This is a genomic window from Labrys wisconsinensis (genome assembly GCF_030814995.1).
GTDB lineage: Bacteria > Pseudomonadota > Alphaproteobacteria > Rhizobiales > Labraceae > Labrys > Labrys wisconsinensis.
The window spans coordinates 53,115-69,318 of record NZ_JAUSVX010000010.1; the positions used below are offsets into that span (position 1 = coordinate 53,115).

Sequence of the window (16,204 nt, forward strand, 5' to 3'; positions counted from 1 at the left end):
TCAGCCCTGCAGCTTGCGCACCAGGCCGGCGGCGCCGTCCACCTCCAGCATGTCGCCGGAGCGCAGCCATTGCGTGGCGCCTTCGAGGCCGAGCACGCAGGGAATGCCGAAGGCCCGCGCTGCCATGGCCGTGGGCGAGAACGGGCCGCCGCGCTCGGCCACGACGGCCGAGGCCGTGGCGAAGGCGGCGAGCCAGCCCGGATCGGCATGGCGCGCCACCAGGATCTCGCCGGGCTGCAGCGCCTCTCCCCGCTCGCCCGCCAGCCGCGCCCGGCCGCGCACCAGGCCGGGCGAACCGGGCTGGCCGATGCGCTCCGGCCCGGCCGGCGCCGCAGCGAGGCCGAGCGTCGGCGGCATCGATCCGCCCGCCACGGCGCCGCGGACGATCAGCCGCCGCGGCGGATCGGGCCGCGCCGATGCGGCGGCCATGTCCGCCCGCCGGACCGCGACGAGCCCGCGAAGGTCCGCCGTGGCGCCGCTGCCGCGGATGGCGCCCATGATCTCGGGCAGGGTGAGGAACAGCACGTCGCGCGGCCCGGCGATGAGGCCGTGGGCATGGAGCTGCCCGCCGATCGCCAGGACGAGCTTGCGGATGCGCCCGACCAGGCGGGCGTGCTCCCAGCGCAGGATCTCGCGTTCGTCGAGCCGCGCCTTCACCCAGGCCATGAGGCCGGCGCCCAGCAGGCGGCGCAGCGGCCGGCCGGCGAACAGCGCCTCGAGATCCGCCACGCCGTTCGCCGGGTCCGGCGCAGGCCGTCGCGCGGCGGCGGCGATCGCGGCGAGCAGGGGTCGCGGATCCTCGTCCAGCGGCACGCTCTCCAGCTTGAGCTCTGCGGGGCAGCGATCGGCGAAGCGTGCGAGATAGGCCGCGATCTCGCGCGCCAGCCCCGGATGCCTGGCGGGCGCAGCCCGATCGCCCGCCGCCAGGCGCGCGATCAGCACGGCATCGCCGGCGACCATCGCCGCCATCCGCCGGATGCGCCTCGCCGGCTCGGCCGCAAGGCCGCCGTCCCGCCCGAGCAGGATCTCCTGGTGCCGGGCGAGGCCCGCCGCCCCGGCCCAGCGGCCGAGCAGCCGGCGCGAGGCGCTCACCCCGATCACGCACAGCACGGCGTTGAGCGGCGGCGCGTCCCAGCGCTCGATGAGGTCCGCCTCGATCCGCCGATACTCGTGGGCCAGCGCCGAGAGCGGCATCGACTGAAGCTCATCGGCATGGTGGGCGAGCGCGGCGTCGATCCGCGCCCGGAAAGCCGCGACGGTGCGGCGCAGGAGGAGCGCCCGCCCGAGCAGACGCAGGCCGGGCCGCACCAGCCGCGCCCGGTCGACGAGCCCGGCAAGGCCGCGGCCCGGGCGGCGCGCGCCGATGGCCGCGACGATCTCCGGGGGCAGCGGCCTGTCGAGCCCCAGCACGGCGTCCATGGTGCCGCGGGTGGCGGCGAAGCCGGGCAGCAGCGCCAGGGCGCGGTACCAGCTGATGAGGTTGTCGTAGAGCCGCCCATCGACGCGCCCGATCAAGGCCTCGAACAGCTCGGCATGGGCGGCGATGCCGGTCTCGGGCACGCCGGCGGCCCGCAGCACGCTGCGCCAGGCGCTGGAGCGCATCCGCAGGGCGAAGCTCTGGGTCAGCGGCGTGACGCAGCCGGGATAGCTGCCCGCCATGCCGGAATCGTCGAGCACCGTGACGGCTGCGTCGGGGATCGGCAGGGCGGCGTCCTCCGCCGGCGCACGCGCCAGCCCGCGCCGGCGCTCCCCGCTCACGACGACGATCCGCCGCGATGCGCAAGCGCGGCCTGGCGGGGCGCGGGGGGCGGGTCTGGCGGCATGCGGCATGTCCTGTCGGCAGGGTGTCGCTGCGGCAGCAGCGACGCGGCCTTCTAGCCCGGCAGCCCCCCGCCCGGGCGTGCGTTCCCGCACAGGGCGGACCGCGCCGACGGCGCGGCAATCGCCGCCCGGCAGCGCCTCCCCTCTTGACCTTGCCCGCGCATCGTCGTCTTTGCCCGCAACCGAACCCGCCAGAGATGCCCCGATGCTGCGCTCACCCCTGATGAACGTGATGGTCAACGCCGTGCTCAAGGCCGGCAAAGGCCTCAAGCGCGACTTCGGCGAGGTGGAGAACCTGCAGGTCTCGGCCAAGGGGCCGGGGGATTTCGTCTCGATCGCCGACAAGAAGGCCGAGCGCGTGCTGCACCAGGAGCTGGACAAGGCGCGCCCGGGCTACGGCTTCGTGATGGAGGAAGGCGGCGTGATCGAGGGTTCGGACAAGACCCATCGCTGGCACATCGACCCGCTCGACGGCACCACCAACTTCCTGCACGGCCTGCCGTTCTTCTCCACCTCCGTCGCCCTGGAGCGCGACGGCGTGCTGGTGGCCGGCGTCGTCTACAACCCGGCGACCGAGGACCTGTTCGTGGCCGAGCGCGGCGCCGGCGCCTTCCACAACGACCGCCGCATCCGCGTCTCCGGCCGCCGCCTGATGGCGGAGGCGCTGGTCTGCGCCGCGGTCATGCAGATCGGCCGCGGCAACCATGCCACCAACCTCGCCGATGTCGGGGCGGTGATGGCCCGCGTCGCCGGCGTGCGCCACATGGGCTCCGTCGCCCTGGAGCTCGCCTATGTCGCCGCCGGCCGCTTCGACGGGCTGGTGGAGCGCTGGCTCTCCTCCTGGGACATCGCCGCCGGCATCGTGCTGGTGCGCGAGGCCGGCGGCTTCGTCAGCGATCCCCGCGGCGGCGACACCATGCTGGCGAGCGGCGACGTCGTCGCCGGCAACGAGGCGATCCACAAGGGCATCCTCACCACCCTCGCCAAGGCTTGACACCGCCCTTCGCCCGATCCATAACGCCGGCCGTTCGCACTTGCGGCGACGTGGCGGGGTAGCTCAGCTGGTTAGAGCAGCGGAATCATAATCCGCGTGTCGGTGGTTCGAGTCCACTCCTCGCTACCATTCCTCCCCACACTGCGCGTGCCCGGTTCGGGGATGTCCTGCTCCTCGGGAGGCGTCAGGCCTGCCTTGATCTCGGCGAGGGCGCCGTTCGTCGCCGTCTCATTGTCGAGAGAGATGATCGTGTCATCGGATGGCAGCTTGCCTTCGATGTCGCGAAGCCGTAGCAGAACGTTCCATACGGCGCCGAGAAGTCGATCGCCTCCTCGCGCTTCGCTGTGATGGTCAGCGAGCCGATGAAGGGCCGCAAGCTCCGTGTCGAGCCCTCGCCGGCCTTCGTCCGCATCGATGACGATGCCGCAATCAATCCGATCGGCCTTCTCAGACGCCTTCGAGGAGCTCTGCTAGCCGGATGAGGCTCTATTCGATCTCCGCCGCGATCATCGCGGCTCCCACCAATCCCGCATCGTCGCCGAGCTCGGCGGCAAGGATCTCGGCGGGCGGGAAGCCGGCCAGCAGGCCTGCGCGCAGGGCCGAGGCCATGTCCGCCTGCAGGAGGTCGAAGAGGGCGGACATCCCTCCCCCCATGATGATCCGGCTCGGCGAATAGCAGTGCTGCACGTTGGCGAAGCCCATGCCGAGAAGGCGCGCGAAGTCCGCCAGCAGCGCCAGCGCGCGTTCGTCGCCCTCGCGCGCGGCCTGCGCCACGTGGAAGGCCGTGACGGCCTCCCCTCCCGCCAGGACGGCGATGCGGGACGAAGGCTCGGCGGCGACGGCCGCCCGCGCCCTGCCGGCCAGCGCCGTGCCGGAGGCCACCGCCTGCCAGCAGCCGTAGCGCCCGCAGGCGCATGGCTCGGAGGAGTCGGTCACATGGGTGTGGCCGACCTCGCCCGCGAGGCCGCCGATCCCCCGGATGAGGCGTCCGTCGACGATCATCCCGCCGCCGATGCCGGTCCCGACGGTGACATAGGCAAGATTGTCGCAGCCACGGCCGGCGCCCGCGCGCCATTCGCCGAGGGCGGCGGCCTTGGCATCATTTTCGAGAAGGCAGGGCAGGCCCGACGCCCGCGACACCGCCTCGGCCAGCGGAACATGGCCCCAGCCCGCCAGCGCGGGAATGTTGAGCACCGTCCCGGTGGCGGCGTCGATGGCGCCGGGCACGCCGATGCCGACGCCCCGGGTTCCTGGCTCGCGCAGCCGCCCGACCAGATCCGCCATCTGGCGCATGACCGCCTCCGGCCCGGCCTGCGACGTCTGCCGCCGCTCGGCCGCGAGGATGCGTCCTTGCGCATCGACGCGGGCGCAGCGCACATGCGTGCCGCCGAGATCGATGCCGATATGGCTCCTGGCATGCGCCATCCCGCGGGCCTCCGCTCAGATCGTCACCTTGCTGGTCCTCAGCGGCGTGCCGACATCGCCTTCGACGCGCCGAAGGGCGACGGCGATGTTGAGGGGCTGCAGCGCCAGCAGCATGGATGCCGCCGCCGCGATGCCGCCATCGACGGGCAGCGCCACCGTCGTCGTTCCGGCGATGGCCGGCTGGCCGCTGGCGTCGAGCACCACCGTCGGGCAGCCCGCATCGAGCGTCGCCTCGGCCAGCGCTCCGACCAGCTCGCCGTCCGGCCCGGCGCTGCGCAGGAGCACGATGGCGAGGCCCGGCCGCAGCACCTCGAACGGACCGTGGCGAAACTGCCCGCCTTCGAAGCCGATCGTCACGACGCGCGCCAGCTCCATCATCGAGAGGGCGGCGCTGCCGGCAACGCCCGCCATGGCACCATAGCCGGCAAAGATCACCGCCTCGCAGGGCGCCAGCGCCTGGTCCACCGCGTCGATGGCCGGCACATCCGCCTTTTCGAAGACGGCCCGCAGCGCGCCCATCGGCGCGCCGAGGGCTTCCAGGATGGCGCCGTGCATGGCGATGGTGAGGATGATGGAGCGCGTGGCTGCAAAGGCCTGCTCGGCGCCGCCATGCGCCACCAGGGCGGCCTTGCACGCCCTGGCGAGCGGGCTCTCTGCGTCCAGGGTGAGCGCGAATGTCTCGCCCGCGACTGCCGGCGTCCGCAGCAGCTGCACGATTTCGCCGGACCGGCCCGACTGGGACGCGATGATGAGCGTGCGCGATGCGTCGGGCAGCGGCGCGGACAGCAGCTCGGATGCCGTCATCGCCCGGCAATCGAAGCCCAGCCTGCGGTAGAGCGGCGCCACGACGGCGCTGACGTGATGGGAGCCGCCCATGGCGCAGAGCAGGACGCTGCCGGTGCGGCGGATGCTGGCGGCGACAGCGGCCGCTGCCGCGCGACTGCCGTCCAGCGTGGCCAGCGCATCGCTGCATTGCCGGCTCATCTCCGCCTGCATGCGGCGAAGGCCTTCATGGTCATGCATCTTGAAACTCCGGATCGGGACATTGGGACATAGGATGGTCACTGCACGATGGCGCCGGTCTCGGCATCCGCCAGGCAGAGCTTCTCGGTCTGAACGGAGAGGACGAGAGGCGCCCCCGCCACCAGGCGCGGATCGGGATCGAGGCGGGCCACGACCGGCGTGCCGGCGATCACGGCGTGCACCAGCGTTTCCATGCCCAGCGGCTCGATCACGCCCGCCTGCACGCTGAGGCCCTCGGCTTGCGGTGCCGCCAGGCTGAAATGCTCGGGCCGGACGCCGGCCAGCACCCTTCGTCCGGCAAGCCGGGCGAAGCTCTCCGCCTTCGCGGCCGGCACCGGCACCACGCCGCTGTCGCCGAGGCGCAGGGCCGGCGCTCCCCGCTCGGAGACGATCTCGGCGGCAATGAAGTTCATGCCGGGCGAACCGATGAAGCCGGCCACGAAGACGGTCGCCGGCTCGAGGTAGAGATGCTGCGGCGGCGCGATCTGCTCGATCCGCCCCTTGTTCATCACCACCACCCTGTCGGCGAGCGTCATCGCCTCGACCTGGTCATGGGTGACATAGATCGTCGTCGTCGGCACGCGCGTATGCAGCTGCTTGATCTCGGCACGCATCTGCACCCGCAGCTTGGCATCGAGGTTGGAGAGCGGCTCGTCGAACAGGAAGACCTTGGGATTGCGGATCAGCGCGCGGCCCATGGCGACGCGCTGGCGCTGGCCGCCCGACAATTGCCGCGGCTTGCGATCAAGCAGGGCGGTGATCTCGAGAATCTCGGCCGTCTCGTGCACGCGACGCCGGATCTCCTCGCGCGGGGTCCGCCGCAGCTTGAGGCCGAAGGCAATGTTGTCGGCCACGCTGAGGTGGGGATAGAGCGCGTAGTTCTGGAACACCATGGCGATGTCGCGCTCGCCCGGCTCGAGCTCGTTGACCCGGGCGCCGCCGATGCGGATCTCGCCGTCGGTGATCTCTTCCAGGCCCGCCACCATGCGCAGCGTCGTCGACTTGCCGCACCCCGACGGCCCGACCAGGACCACGAACTCGCCCTCGGCGATGTCGAGATCGATGCCGTGCACGGTCCGGACGCCGTCATAGGCCTTGACCACCTTGCGAAGCGACACGTCAGCCAAGAGCGGGGTCTCCGGTGGGAGGGACAATCATCGGCGGCCGGCCTCAGTCGGTATAGAGGGCATCCGCGGCCCGCCAGTCGAAATCCCCGTCGAGCGGCATGGTCGGGCGCGGCAAGGCGCTCCAGCGCAGCCGGGTCATGTCGAGCTGCGACGTGCCGTCGCTCAGCAGGAGGATATGCCGCGCCCGGATATCTTCCAGCTGGGGATGGAGATAGCCGAGCTTGACCACATAGGCCTTGTGGGCGGCGGGATCGACGCCCATGGCGCGCAAATGATGCGGCGTGGTGATGCCGATGGAGCGGGCATGGAAGGTGGCCTGCACGCCGCCGATGCTGACGCGCGCCCACGCGCTCTCCACGGAGCGATAGGGCTGGAACCCCGGCAGGTCCAGCGTGGCGCCGCAGGCCTCGACCCGGGCGAGAACCCGCATGGCGGTCCGCGGGCGCGAGATGTGCTCGGCGCCGAGCTCGATCTCGATCTCGCTCCCGACCCCGGCGGCCGTCAGCCGCTCGACGGTCCTCGGCGCGGTGATGCCGGCGACCACGATATCGCTCACACGAGGATCGCGCAGGGCCGCCTGCAGCACCAGGGTCAGGTCGCCGGCCGCGCCCGCGGTGGTGTTGTCACCGGAATCGGAGACATAGACCGGCCGCTCCGGGCATTCCATCGCCCGGCGCAGGCCTTCCTCGACCTCGGCCGTCTCCATGCGCAGCCTGAAATCGTGGCGCCGGTCCCAGATGCGGCTGGCGAGATCCATCGCGGCGCGGCGGGCCACGTCGGGATCGCCGTCGCTGACCGCGACGGCCGTCACCGCCGTCCAGGGCCGGTCGTTCCAGGCGAAGCCGACGAGGATGTTGCTCTCCATCAGGCCGTCCCGGCCGTCCAGCGCGGCAAGGCCGCCATAGAGCTCGTCCGCCGGCGGCAGGTTGGTGACCGCGATCTCGCCCGGCAGCAGGATCGGGATGCTGACCGCCGCCTTGCGCGGCTTCAGGCCCTGCCTGAGGACGCGCAGGAGCTGGTCGGCGGCACGGAAGCCGGTCTGCCGGTCGTCGCGGTGCGGCGCCGTGCGCAGCACGCTGAACACCGTCGCCGCCCGCAGCAAGTCCGGCGTCATGTCGCCGTGCAGGTCGAGCGCGACGCCGATCGGCACGTCCGGGCCGACGCAGGCGCGCACGGCGCCGATGAAGTCGGTATCGGCATCGAGGCCGAGGCCCGTGACCTCCAGCGCGCCGTGATTGGCGACGAGCACGCCGTCGAACGGTCCCTGCTCTCGCAGCAGGTCCAGGGTCTTGTCCTTGATCCGGCCATAGGCCTCGGCCGTCATCGCCCCGCCCGGCAGGGCGGTGGCCCAATAGAGCGGCACGGCCTCGACGCCCGGCTCCGTCTTCAGGCGGTCGAGCATGCCGCGGATCATCCAGACGTCGCCCTGCGCGATGTCCCGGCTGGAATAGTGCTGCACGGCGTCCCAATCGGTCGGCTGCGGTGAGGCGAGCATGATCTCGATCGACAGGCCGACGATGGCAATGCGCATGTCCATATCCTTTGGGGCGATGGCACTCAGGGAAGAACGCTGGAGGATTGCAGGCCGGTGACGCCGTCCAGGGCGAGCGCGATGCCGCCGAGATAGGGCTTCACCGCCGAGATCTCGGAAAAGGTCACCCGGCTGCGCGCATGCATCGAGGGATGCGCCTGGCGCTTGAGCGAGGGCTCCAGGCTCGGGCGCAGATAGGTCTCGGCGCGCGCCATGTCGCCGCCGAGCACGACCACCGGCGGATTGAAGGTGTTGACCAGGTTGGAGAGCGCCGTGCCCAGCACCTCGCCGGCGAGCGAGAAGGCATCGAGCACGGCGGGATCGCCGTCCCCTGCCCTCGCCAGGATCTCGTCGAAGGCATGCACCGCCCGCCCGCCCACGGCGCTCGCATGGGCGGCGAGGGCCTTTTCCGAGAGATAGGCCGACAGGCAGCCCGAGGCGCCGCACGAGCACAGCCGCCCCTGCGGCACCACCTTGAGATGGCCGAGCTCGCCCGCGAGCCCCTCGGCGCCCAGATACATCGCGCCGCCCAGGAACAGCGCGCCGCCCACGCCCGAGCCGGAGAAGAGATAGACGAAATCGTCGACATCGACGCAGCTGCCGAACATGCGCTCGGCCATAGCAGCCGCCTTGCCGTCATTGCCGACATAGATCGGCGCCTTCACCGTGCGCTGCAGCCGCTCCAGCACCGGAATGTCGTGCCAGCCGAGGACCGGCGCATGGACGAGGCTGCCGTCGTGCCGCACCAGGCCGGGCAGCGAGACACCGACGCCGAGCAGCGGCGTCGATCGCAGGCCGTCGCCGATCACGGCCTCGATCCCCTCGGCCACCTCGGCCTCCAGCCTCTCGACCGCGCCGTCGAAAGGCCGGCGCCGATGCACCAGAGGCGCGCCGTCGAGCCCGGCGGCCACGAAGGCGATCTCCTCCGCCTCGACCTGCACGCCGACGAGAAGGCCGCTATGCGGCGAGATGGCGAGCCCCTCCGCCGGCCGCCCCGGACGGTTTCCGGCCGCCTGCGCCGAGCGGATGATCAGCCCCAGCTCGTCGAACCGGTTGACGATGGAGGATACGGTCGACTTGTCGAAACCCGTCTTGCGCACGATGTCGCGCTGCGAGGTCTGCGGCTCGATGCGGATGCAATGGAAGATGGCGTTGGCGTGGTAGCGCCTGATGTCCGAGACCTTCACCAGCCGGCGACCTTTTTTTCTTTAAGTCAGAAAAACTTTGGCGAACTCGAGCCGGAGTGTCAATGGCCCATGGGCGCGACATTCGATAAATTCAGTGACATTATTGGTGGAAGTGCGAAATCATCGATCCGATGCCCCAGAAGTCAGGCGCTTTGCGAAACTTCGATCGGCACATCGGCGTGGGGAGCCCATTGACAGCCATCGAGTTTGAGCGCAGTTTTTCTTTAGCGAAGAAAATATCGCGCCGATGACCCTCAGAGGTCACGGAACAGAGACAGCCACCGTCTGGAGAAGATCATGCGGAACTTGAAGTGGGCCGTCGCCTTGGCTGCCGTCCTCGCGTCTTCCACCGCAGCCTTGGCGCAGAGCAAGCCGGAAATCTGGAATTATTATGCCGCCGGCTCGGAAAAGGCCGGCATGGACGCCCTTATCGCCTATGCCAACAAGCAAAATCCGGACACGCCGGTCGGCAGCCGCATCATACCCGGCAATGTGGTGGAGCTGCGCCGGCAGTTGCAGACCGCCTTCATGGGCGGCAAGCCGCCGGCCGCCTATCAGAGCTCCATGGCCTCCGAGCTCAAGACTTTCGTCGATGGCGGGCGGCTGCATCCGCTCACCGATGTCTGGAAGGAAATCGACGGAGACAAGATCTTTCCCGAGGGCGTTCAACGCGCCGTGAAGATCAACGGCATTCCCTATGGCATTCCTTTTGATTTTTCGCTGATCAATGAAGTCTTCTACAACAAGAGCATCTTCGAAAAGCTGAAGCTGAGCGCGCCGAAGAATTGGGACGAATTCGTCGCGGCCTGCGACACGCTCCGCAAGGGTGGTGTCGAGCCGCTCGCCAATGCCGGCGGACCGTTCTGGAGCCTCTACAATTTCTATGCGCCGCTGGTCTCGACGGTGGGCGTCGACGGCTATTACAGGATCGCCCGCGGCGAGCTGGCCTTCGACTCGCCGGAATTCCGCAAGGCGCTGGACCTCTATCGCAAGAGCATGGTGAGCTGCTACGCCAGGAACTGGAGCGGCAAGACCTGGACCCAGGCGGCCGACGACCTCGCCAACGCCAAGGCGGGCATGTTCATGATGGGCATCTGGGCCGCCGCCTATCTGCAGCAGGCGGGCATGGAAGCCGGCAAGGCTTTCGACGTCTTCCCGGCGCCGGGCACGGAAGACAAGGTGATCTTCCAGATGGACGCCTTCGCCGTGCCGGAGGGGCCGCAGGACAACATCAAGACGGCGGAGGCCTTCATCAAGGCGACGTCGAGCGTCGACGGCCAGGCGGCCTTCGCCGTGCCGAAGGGCTCCCTGGCTCCCAACATCCAGGTCAGCCCGAAGATCTACGGCTATGCCGGCGCCAGGTTCGCCGAGCAGCTCGCCCTCGCCTCCAAGAGCCAGGCCGTGCTGCCCAATCTGTTCTTCCTGCTCCCGCCGGACGTCGGCGCCGAGCTCGGCAACCAGATCGAACGCTTCGCCATCGATCCCTCACAGGCCAACGAGGACGCGATGATCTCCACCCTCGAAGGCGCGCGCAAGGATGCGCTGGAGAGCAACGCCTACATCAAATGGTGAGGCGTCGGCGCGCCGGGCGACCTCCCGCGCCCGGCGCGCCAGCCGTCCCGCGTCACGAGCTGCGATCCGCATGGCAGGCGTCAGAAGCGTCTTCGGTCTCCCGCGTTCCACCCTCGCCTTCGGCGCCTTCCTGGCACTGCCGGTGGCGCTGTTCCTGATCTTCTTCATCTATCCCATCGTCTCCACCGTCTACATCTCGCTGCACGACTGGAACGGCGTGGCCCCGACCATGCGCTTCGTCGGCTGGCGCAACTACGTCACGCTCGCGACCCAGCCGCGCTTCCTGCACGCCCTTGCCAACAACCTGTCCTGGCTGGTGTTCATGCTGGTCTGCCCCACGGGCCTGGGCCTGCTGCTCGCCGCGCTGCTCGATCGCGGCATCCGGGGCGAGCGTGTCTTCCGCATCGTGTTCTTCCTGCCGTTCACCATCCCCGCCGTGGCCGTGGCCGCGATCTGGCGCTGGGTCTACGAGCCCTCCGGCGGATTGCTCACCACCGTGATGCAGCTCGTCGGCCTCGGCGACCATGCCCAGAACTGGCTCGGAGACCCCCGGATCGTGACCTATTCCCTGATGGGCGCGGTGCTGTGGTGGACCACGGGCTTTGCCTTCCTCGTCTTCTTCGCCGGCCTACGCAACATCCCCGAGGAATTCATCGAGGCCGCCCGCATCGAAGGCGCCACGCCCTGGCAGGTGTTCTGGAAAGTGCGCTTTCCCCTGCTGTGGCCGTCCACCATCATCGTGCTCGGCATCTTCGCCATCGATTCCATGCGCCTGTTCGACGTGGTCTGGGCCACCACCAGCGGCGGCCCGGCCTATGCCTCGGAAGTGCTGGCGACGCAGATGTACGACGTCGCCTTCGGGCGCTTCCGGATGGGCCAGGCCAGCGCCATCTCGGTCTATCTCCTCGGCATCGCCGCCGTGATCATCATGCCCTATATCTACGCCATGTCGCGCCGCGTGGCCGACAGCGAGGCCGAGTGATGGCACCGACGCTGCCCCAGCGCCGCCTCGTGGCCTCCTATGCGGTGATCCTGGTCTTCGCGGCCCTGTTCCTGGCGCCGCTCGCCCTGGCCCTGACCACCTCGCTCAAATCCCCGGAGGAGATCACCCGCGTCCTGTCCCTGCCGCTGTCGCTGCACGTGCAGAACTACGGCGTCGCCTTCGCCGAGATGGGGCGCAGCTTCCTCAATTCGCTGCTGATAACGGCGCCCGCCGTGGTGCTGTCGATCCTCATCGGCTCGATCGCCGGCTATCCGCTGGCCATGACGAGGGGGCGCGGCGGCAAGATCGCCTATTTCATCCTCTTGTCCGGCATGCTCGTGCCGTTCCAGATCGTGCAGATTCCGCTGTTCTTCATGATCCATGCCATCGGGCTCTACGACACGATTCCCGGCATGTGGCTGGTGCACACGGCCTATGCGGTGCCGTTCTGCACCTTCTTCATGCGCAACTTCTTCTCCTCCGTCCCCCGGTCGATGTACGAGGCTGCCCGCATCGACGGCTGCACGGTGACCGGCTATTTCTGGCGCCTGCTGATGCCGGCTTCGGCATCGGGCCTGGCGGCGCTCGCCATCATCCAGAGCCGCGCCATCTGGAACGACCTCCTCTTCGCCATGACGCTGACCAGCAGCGACAGCGCCCGCCCCGCCACGGTCGCCATCGCCGGCTTCACCAGCGGCACCCAGGTGGAATACGGGCCGCTGATGGCGGCGACCATCGTCTCGACCCTGCCGGTGATGCTCGCCTATCTCGCGTTCCAGAAATCCTTCGTGCGAGGACTGCTCGGTGGCTCCGGCAAGTGAATTCGGCGACGAGGCGGTGCTGAGAGCGGTGCTCGACCGCATCATCCCGAGGGACGACCATCCCTCCGCCTGCGAGGCCGGCGTCGACGGCTTCATCCTCGGCCTCTGGAGGGCCGGGAGCGAGGGATCCGCCGGCCCTGTCGCCGCGGGCCTGGCCTGCCTTTCCGAGACGTGCCGGGCCGCGACGGGCAGGAGCTTTGCGGCCCTCTCCGCCGCCGAGCAGGACACCGCCCTCGCCGCCGTCGCGGCACAGCCCTGGTTCCGCAGCCTGTGCGAGCTTGCCGCCGAGGGCTACTATGCCGACCCCGGCAACGGCGGCAATCGCGGCGCCGCATCCTGGGCGATGATCGGCTATCGGCCGCGGCTGCCCGACGGCCCCGACGGACCGGCCTGGGACCCCCGCGATGCCGTCGTCGGAAAGCTGTGGGCATGAACGCCTATGACGCCGTCATCGTCGGGGCCGGCGCCGGCGGCAGCATCGCCGCCTGCGTGCTGGCGGAGGCCGGCAAGCGGGTTCTCCTCGTCGAGCGCGGGCGCCGGCGCGACTATGCCGACAGCGGCCACCGCGACCACCTGCGCAACCACCGCCTCCAGCGCTACGGTTTCAACACGGGCCCCGACATCGACGGCAATCCGCGTCTTCTCGTCGATCCGGATGGCGTCGAGCGGCTGGTGCGCCCGCACGAGGACGGCTACGGCGCCAATGCCGCCGCGGTCGGCGGCGGCACGCTGCTCTACGGCGGCCTCGCCTGGCGCTTCCATCCCGACGATTTCCGCATGGCCAGCCGCTACGGCGTGCCGGCGGGCTCCTCCCTCGTCGACTGGCCCTTCGGCTATGACGAGCTCGAGCCCTGGTACGACCGGGCCGAATGGGAGATCGGCGTGGCCGGCCTCGGCGGCGCCAACCCGCACGAAGGGCCGCGCTCGCGCGGCTATCCGATGCCGCCGGTGCAGCCGAGCGCTTCGACCCACGTGCTGCAGCGCGGCGCCAGGGCCCTCGGCCTCTCGACGTTTCCCCCGCCGCTCCTGGTCAACACCGTTCCGCGCGCCGGCCGGGCGGCCTGCATCGAATGCGGGTCCTGCGTCGGCTTTCCCTGCCCCAGCGACGGCAAGAACGGCACGCAGAACACCGTGCTTCCGCGCGCGCTCGCCACCGGCCGCTGCGAGCTCCTGACGGAAACGATGGTCGAGCGCGTGACCACCGACGGCGCCGGCCGGGTCGTCGGCGTCGATCTCATCGCGCCGGAGGGCACCGGCCGCCGGCATGTCGCGGCGCGCAGCGTCATCCTCGGCGCCGGCGCCATCGAAACCGCCCGGCTGCTGCTGCTCTCGGCCAGCGACCGCGAACCGGGAGGGCTCGGAAACGACAGCGATCTCGTCGGCCGCAACCTGCAGGGCCACACCTATCCGATCAGCTTCGGCCTGTTCGAGGAGGAGGTCGAGACTGCGCGTGGCCCCGGTGTCACCATCGCCACCTCGGACTACGCCCACGGCCATGACGGCGTCATCGGCGGCGCCATGCTGGCCGACGATTTCGTCATGCTGCCGATCGAGTTCTGGAGGACCGCCCTGCCCCCGGACCTGCCGCGCCATGGCCTGAAGGCCAAGCATTTCATGCGCGACAACTACCGGCGCGTGACGCAGCTGCGCGGGCCGGTGCACGAGATTCCGACGCCCGACTGCCGCGTCACCCTGGCAAGGGACCTACGCGACCGTTCCGGCCTGCCCGTGGCGCGGCTTTCCGGCGTCACCCATCCCGAGACCCGCCGCACCGCCGCCCATATCAGGGACAAGGCGGACGCCTGGATCAAGGCATCGGGCGCGGTCAGCGCCTGGGGTGCGACGCCGCCTCCCCGCCTCTCCGCCGGGCAGCATCAGGCAGGCACGGCCCGAATGGGGACGGATCCGGCTCATTCCGTCACGGACGCGCACGGGCGCGTGTGGGGTCACGACAATCTCGTCATATGCGATGCGTCGCTGCACCCCACCAACGGCGCCTTCAATCCCGTGCTGACCGTCATGGCCCTGGCCTTCCGGAACGCGACCCATCTGGCCGGCCTGCTGTAGTCGTTCCGCAGTCGAGGCCTGGCCATGGACTCGAGCCCGAGGCGAGGTCCGCCGCCGGGAGACCCCATGCTCGGGTTTGCATCCGGCGCGGTCGGACGTCACACTCCTATCGTGTCTGCCGCTCAGCCGGCCGCATCCGGGGAGAGACGTCGTGCAAGTGACCTTTGGTGCCCGAGCGGCGCTCCCGGCTCAATACGCCATCACGATCGTCCTCGTCGCCGTCTGCTTCCTGCTGCGCTGGGAGCTGCCGTGGCACGGCTTCTCGTTCTTTCTCTTCGTTCCGGCCGTCCTCCTCGGCGCCGCCCTGTTCGGCAAGGGGCCGGCCATCTTCGCAGTTGCCCTGACGGTTGCGGTGGCGACCTTCTTCTGGCTCGATCCGATCTACAGCTTCTGGATCACGCCGCATCAGGTCCCGCCGCTCGCGCTCTATATCCTGCTGTGCATCGGCATCGTCGGGTTGTGCGAGTGGACGCGCGCGGGCCTGCAACGGCGCATGAGCGGCGCGGCGGCCGGCGCGCCCGCGAGCAACCGGCCGCGATTCGAAGGGCTCGACTTCTGGCGCGGATTCGTGCTGTGCACGATCTTCGCCGACCACATTCCCGGAAATATCTTCGAAAACTTCACCTACAGGAATTTCGGCTTTTCCGACGCTGCCGAGGCCTTCGTCTTCCTGTCGGGCGTCTCTCTTGCCTTGGCCTATGGCCGCAAGTTTTCCGGCGGCAGAAGGCTCGTGGTCGTCTTCGCCCTGCTGCGTCGCGCCCTGAAGCTCTATTGCGTGCATATCGCCCTGTCGCTCGCGGCGATCGCCATCTTCGCCGCGGGCTCGCTGGTCTGGCGCGCGCCGGAACTCCTGACCGAGCATGGCAGGGACCTTTTCGTCGCCGATGCGGGGCTTTGCCTCACCGGCATCGTCTCGCTCGGCCATCAGCTGGGATATTTCAACATCCTGCCGCTCTACATCGTCCTGATCACGCTGGTGCCGGTGTATCTCTGGCTGGCGGGCTTCGATCGTCGCCTCATGCTGGCGACATCGGCCGTGATCTATGCGGGGGCCCGGCTCTTCGCCTGGGACCTGCCGAGCTGGCCGATCCCGGGAGGCTGGTTCTTCAATCCCCTGACATGGCAGCTCATGATGGCGATCGGCATCGCCGTGGGGATCGAGCTCGCCAGGGGCGGAACGATCGCCAGATCGACCGCTTGCACGATCGGCGCGGCCGCCGTGGTCCTGCTCGGCCTGCTCGTGGCGACCGACGGCTTCGGCGGCACGCTCGGCGGATGGGGCCGGGTGCGCGGCTGGCTCGATCTCGACAAGACCTCGCTCGGCCTGTTCCGCCTCGTCCATTTCCTTGCCCTGGCCTATCTCGTCGAGGCCAGTGGGGTGACGCACCGGCTCCGGGCGTCGGTCCTGTTCAGCCCCCTCTCGGTGCTGGGGCGCCACAGCCTGCTGGTATTCTCGCTCCTGTCGCTGTTCGCGGCCGCCGGCCAGGTTCTGGTCGTCACCGTGCGCACGACGGCCTGGTTCGACCTGCCGCTCGTCGGCGGCGGCATCATCCTGCTGGTCTGCGCAGCGCGCCTGGCGGAGGCCGGCAGCCTGTTTCAGCAGCCGCTCGTCGGATCGGCGATCCACGGAAGAGCATGAAGAGGCCGGTCTGTT

13 protein-coding genes and 1 tRNA gene are annotated in these 16,204 nt (G+C 69.8%); 8 read left to right on the plus strand and 6 right to left on the minus strand.

The features are described from left to right. Nucleotides 1–1,758 (minus strand): PEP-utilizing enzyme, encoded by a 1,758-nt coding sequence (locus QO011_RS23890; protein WP_307277501.1) that lies wholly within the window; start codon nucleotides 1,756–1,758, stop codon nucleotides 1–3. A gap of 268 nt (nucleotides 1,759–2,026) precedes the next feature. Here QO011_RS23890 and QO011_RS23895 point away from each other — a divergent pair, with 268 nt between their 5' ends. Then, nucleotides 2,027–2,815 (plus strand): inositol monophosphatase family protein, encoded by a 789-nt coding sequence (locus QO011_RS23895; RefSeq protein ID WP_307277504.1) that lies wholly within the window; start codon nucleotides 2,027–2,029, stop codon nucleotides 2,813–2,815. Between the two features lie 52 nt (nucleotides 2,816–2,867). After that, nucleotides 2,868–2,944, plus strand: a tRNA-Met gene (locus tag QO011_RS23900). A gap of 357 nt (nucleotides 2,945–3,301) precedes the next feature. Here the strand turns inward: QO011_RS23900 and QO011_RS23905 are convergent. Genes QO011_RS23905 through QO011_RS23925 form a run of 5 tightly spaced genes read right to left on the minus strand, consistent with a single transcriptional unit; the run spans nucleotide 3,302 to nucleotide 9,108 of the window. Continuing rightward, a complete protein-coding gene (locus QO011_RS23905; RefSeq protein ID WP_307277506.1) occupies nucleotides 3,302–4,240 on the minus strand; it encodes an ROK family protein in 939 nt (312 codons plus the stop codon). A 15-nt stretch (nucleotides 4,241–4,255) separates the two neighbouring features. Next, nucleotides 4,256–5,263, minus strand: a complete 1,008-nt coding sequence (locus tag QO011_RS23910; RefSeq protein ID WP_307277508.1) for an SIS domain-containing protein — start codon at nucleotides 5,261–5,263, stop codon at nucleotides 4,256–4,258. 38 nt (nucleotides 5,264–5,301) lie between these two features. Further along, nucleotides 5,302–6,390, minus strand: a complete 1,089-nt coding sequence (locus QO011_RS23915) for an ABC transporter ATP-binding protein (protein WP_307277511.1) — start codon at nucleotides 6,388–6,390, stop codon at nucleotides 5,302–5,304. Nucleotides 6,391–6,433: 43 nt separating this feature from the next. Beyond that, a complete protein-coding gene (locus QO011_RS23920) occupies nucleotides 6,434–7,921 on the minus strand; it encodes a M81 family metallopeptidase (protein WP_307277514.1) in 1,488 nt (495 codons plus the stop codon). A gap of 26 nt (nucleotides 7,922–7,947) precedes the next feature. Continuing rightward, a complete protein-coding gene (locus QO011_RS23925) occupies nucleotides 7,948–9,108 on the minus strand; it encodes an ROK family transcriptional regulator (RefSeq protein WP_307277517.1) in 1,161 nt (386 codons plus the stop codon). Between the two features lie 297 nt (nucleotides 9,109–9,405). On the opposite strand from QO011_RS23925, the gene QO011_RS23930 reads away from it, so the two are divergent. The 6 genes from QO011_RS23930 to opgC all read left to right on the plus strand — a co-directional run bounded on the left by QO011_RS23930 (nucleotide 9,406) and on the right by opgC (nucleotide 16,189). Continuing rightward, nucleotides 9,406–10,680, plus strand: coding sequence for an ABC transporter substrate-binding protein (locus tag QO011_RS23930; protein ID WP_307277520.1), 1,275 nt, complete (start codon nucleotides 9,406–9,408; stop codon nucleotides 10,678–10,680). A gap of 70 nt (nucleotides 10,681–10,750) precedes the next feature. After that, a complete protein-coding gene (locus QO011_RS23935) occupies nucleotides 10,751–11,662 on the plus strand; it encodes a carbohydrate ABC transporter permease (RefSeq protein WP_307277523.1) in 912 nt (303 codons plus the stop codon). Next, a complete protein-coding gene (locus tag QO011_RS23940; protein ID WP_307277525.1) occupies nucleotides 11,662–12,483 on the plus strand; it encodes a carbohydrate ABC transporter permease in 822 nt (273 codons plus the stop codon). The genes QO011_RS23935 and QO011_RS23940 overlap by 1 nt, the downstream gene beginning before the upstream one ends. After that, a complete protein-coding gene (locus QO011_RS23945; protein ID WP_307277528.1) occupies nucleotides 12,467–12,916 on the plus strand; it encodes a gluconate 2-dehydrogenase subunit 3 family protein in 450 nt (149 codons plus the stop codon). The genes QO011_RS23940 and QO011_RS23945 overlap by 17 nt, the downstream gene beginning before the upstream one ends. Then, complete coding sequence (locus QO011_RS23950) at nucleotides 12,913–14,550, plus strand: GMC family oxidoreductase (protein ID WP_307277530.1); 1,638 nt, start codon at nucleotides 12,913–12,915, stop codon at nucleotides 14,548–14,550. The genes QO011_RS23945 and QO011_RS23950 overlap by 4 nt, the downstream gene beginning before the upstream one ends. Before the next feature lie 151 nt (nucleotides 14,551–14,701). Next, entirely contained in the window at nucleotides 14,702–16,189 is a 1,488-nt protein-coding gene (gene opgC, locus QO011_RS23955) for an OpgC domain-containing protein (RefSeq protein ID WP_307277532.1), read from the plus strand. The last annotated feature ends 15 nt before the right edge of the window (nucleotides 16,190–16,204 follow it).